At 46.0% G+C, this 511-nt stretch carries 1 protein-coding gene; it reads left to right on the top strand.

Annotated elements, in window-relative coordinates; translation table 11 throughout:
• Nucleotides 1-47 precede the first annotated feature (47 nt).
• On the top strand, nucleotides 48-511 hold a 464-nt coding region (gene cobC, locus R7E78_RS30755), incomplete at its 3' end, for an alpha-ribazole phosphatase (protein ID WP_318059223.1).

Below are 511 nucleotides of genomic sequence, written 5' to 3'. Positions count from 1 at the left end.
TTGCGGCAGGGTTGCCATTGGTTCTTAAAGAATAGGATACGAAGGTAATGAGAACGCTCAATATCTATCTTATGCGTCATGGAAAAGTAGACGCCGCGCCTGGCTTACATGGTCAGACTGATCTCAAAGTGAAAGAGGCCGAGCAGCAGCGAATCGCCATGGCTTGGAAAACCAAAGGATACGACGTAGCGGGGATAATATCGTCGCCGCTTTCTCGTTGTCACGATTTGGCGCAAATATTAGCTGAGCAACAATTGTTGCCAATGACCACCGAAGACGATCTGCAAGAAATGGACTTTGGTGACTTCGACGGCATGCCATTTGATTTGCTTACTGAACATTGGAAAAAACTCGATGCCTTTTGGCAATCACCCGCTCACCATTCGTTGCCTAATGCCGAGAGCTTAAGCACATTTTCTCAGCGCGTTAGTCGCGCTTGGTCTCAAATCATTAACGATATCAATGACAACTTGTTAATTGTCACGCATGGTGGCGTAATTCGAATAATTCT

Source organism: Vibrio sp. YT-19(2023), assembly GCF_033337395.1.
Note: the sequence above shows the minus strand (reverse complement) of the source record. Positions and strands in the feature narration are given on the sequence as shown.